This window comes from Nocardioides sp., from assembly GCF_036401255.1.
Taxonomy (GTDB): domain Bacteria; phylum Actinomycetota; class Actinomycetes; order Propionibacteriales; family Nocardioidaceae; genus Nocardioides.
On sequence record NZ_DASWVI010000212.1, the window covers coordinates 1 to 2,013 of the forward strand.

A 2,013-nucleotide genomic window follows, 5' to 3' on the forward strand; every position below is an offset into this window, starting at 1 on the left:
GCTGACCCAGCCGAGGCTCGGGCCGTTGCTCAGGCCGTTGCTCAGGCGCCGAGCTGCCGGCGTACCTCCGCGGCCACGGCGCCGCCGTCGGCGCGGCCCTTGACCTGGGGCTGGATCATGCCCATGACCTTGCCCATCGCCCTCATGCCCTCGCCCGCGGCGCCACTCTGGGCGATCGCGGAGGTCACGAGGTCCGCGATCTCCTCCTCGCTGAGCTGGGCGGGCAGGTAGTCGGCGATCACGGCCGCCTCCGCGGTCTCCTTCTCCGCCATCTCGGTGCGACCGGCCTCGCCGAACGCGGCCGCTGCCTCGCGACGCTTCTTCGCCTCGGTCGAGAGCACCCCGATGACGTCGTCGTCGGAGAGCTCACGGTGCTCCTTGCCCGCCACCTCGGCGTTGGTGACCGCGGTGAGCACCATCCGCAGCGTCGAGGACCGCACCTCGTCGCGGGCCTTCATCGCGGTGGTCAGGTCGGCACGCAGACGGTCCTTGAGGGCACTCATGAACCCATTGTGCCTGTGCCCGTAGCCTTGCGCAGGTGACCGCCCTCGGCCTGATCCGGCGCCTCTGCCTTGCGGGATCTCTCGCAGGCGGGGCGCTCACCGCGTACGCCCTCGCCGAGGCCCGCGCCTACACGCTGCGGCGGGCGACGGTGCCGGTGCTGCCGCCCGGCAGCCCCGACATCAGGGTGCTGCACCTCAGCGACATCCACATGACCCCGAGGCAGACCCGCAAGCAGGAGTGGCTGCGCGGCCTGGCGGGGCTGGACCCCGACCTGGTCGTCAACACCGGCGACAACCTCGCCCACCACGCGTCCGTGCCGGTGGTGATCGAGGCCCTCGGCCCGCTGGTCGACCGGCCGGGGGTGTTCGTCTTCGGCTCCAACGACTACTTCTCCCCCACGCTGCGCAACCCGCTGCGCTACGTGCTGCCCGACGACGGCACCCGGCACACCACGAGCGCGCAGCTGCCGTGGCGAGACCTGCGCCGGGAGCTCACCGGGCACGGCTGGGTGGAGCTGACCAACACCCGCGCGACGCTCGAGGTGCGCGGGCTGCGGATCGCGTTCGCGGGCGTCGACGACCCCCACCTGGGCTACGACCGGCTCGACGAGGTCGCCGGACCTGCCGACCCGGACGCCGACCTCCGCCTGGGGGTCGCGCACGCGCCGTACCTGCGGGTCCTGGACCGCTTCGTCGAGGACGGGTACGACGCGATCCTCGCCGGGCACACCCACGGCGGCCAGGTGTGCGTGCCGGGCATCGGAGCGCTGACGACCAACTGCGACCTCGAGCCCGAGCGGGCCCGTGGGCTGCACCGTCACCCGGCCGCGTCCGGGCCGGGCGATCCGGAGTCCGCGTGGCTGCACGTCTCCGCCGGTCTCGGGACCAGCCCCTACGCGCGGATCCGCGTCGCCTGCCGCCCCGAGGCGACGCTGCTGACCCTCGTCGCGCGCTCCTGACCGGGCGTCGTCCGTCCACGGACGGTGGCCGATTTCGAGGCGCCGGTCGCGCTCGGGTATGGTTGCCCTGCTCGTGGCCCGGACCTCGATCCGGACCCGCGATCGGGCTGTGGCGCAGCTTGGTAGCGCGCCTCGTTCGGGACGAGGAGGCCGCAGGTTCAAATCCTGTCAGCCCGACCAGATGCCGGCCCGGATCCGCAGTGCGGATCCGGGCCTGCTGCGTCTCCGGGGCGGGTCGGTCGTGGCACACTGCCCGTCATGGCCGAAGGGGAGCCCGAGCAGGACGCCGGCCGCCGCGCCGGCAAGGACCAGCCGTCGCTGGAGCTGCCCTCGCTGGGCTGGCGGCGCCGGCGGCGTACGCCCGAGGTCGAGCCGCCGCCGACCCAGCCGGCGACCGCTCCACCGCCCGCACCCGCCTCGACGGCTGCTCCCGTGGTTCGAGGGCCGGCTCGGGATCGTCCGGGACCGGCGGAAGGGTCCGCCGGACGTCGGGCTCCCGCTCCCCGACAGCGACGGGCTCGGGAACGGGCTCGGGCGCCGGCTCGGGAGCG

At 74.2% G+C, this 2,013-nt stretch carries 2 protein-coding genes and 1 tRNA gene; 2 read left to right on the plus strand and 1 reads right to left on the minus strand.

Annotated elements, in window-relative coordinates:
• Nucleotides 1-41 precede the first annotated feature (41 nt).
• Nucleotides 42-503 carry a GatB/YqeY domain-containing protein gene (locus VGD85_RS09895; protein ID WP_331063286.1) on the minus strand — a complete coding sequence of 154 codons (462 nt, stop codon included), beginning with the start codon at nt 501-503 and terminating at the stop codon, nt 42-44.
• A gap of 35 nt (nt 504-538) precedes the next feature.
• Here VGD85_RS09895 and VGD85_RS09900 point away from each other — a divergent pair, with 35 nt between their 5' ends.
• Together VGD85_RS09900 and VGD85_RS09905 are read left to right on the plus strand one after the other, a co-directional pair.
• Nucleotides 539-1,462, plus strand: a complete 924-nt coding sequence (locus VGD85_RS09900; RefSeq protein ID WP_331063287.1) for a metallophosphoesterase — start codon at nt 539-541, stop codon at nt 1,460-1,462.
• Nucleotides 1,463-1,565: 103 nt separating this feature from the next.
• Nucleotides 1,566-1,642: transfer RNA gene (locus VGD85_RS09905), tRNA-Pro, on the plus strand.
• Nucleotides 1,643-2,013: the final 371 nt, after the last annotated feature.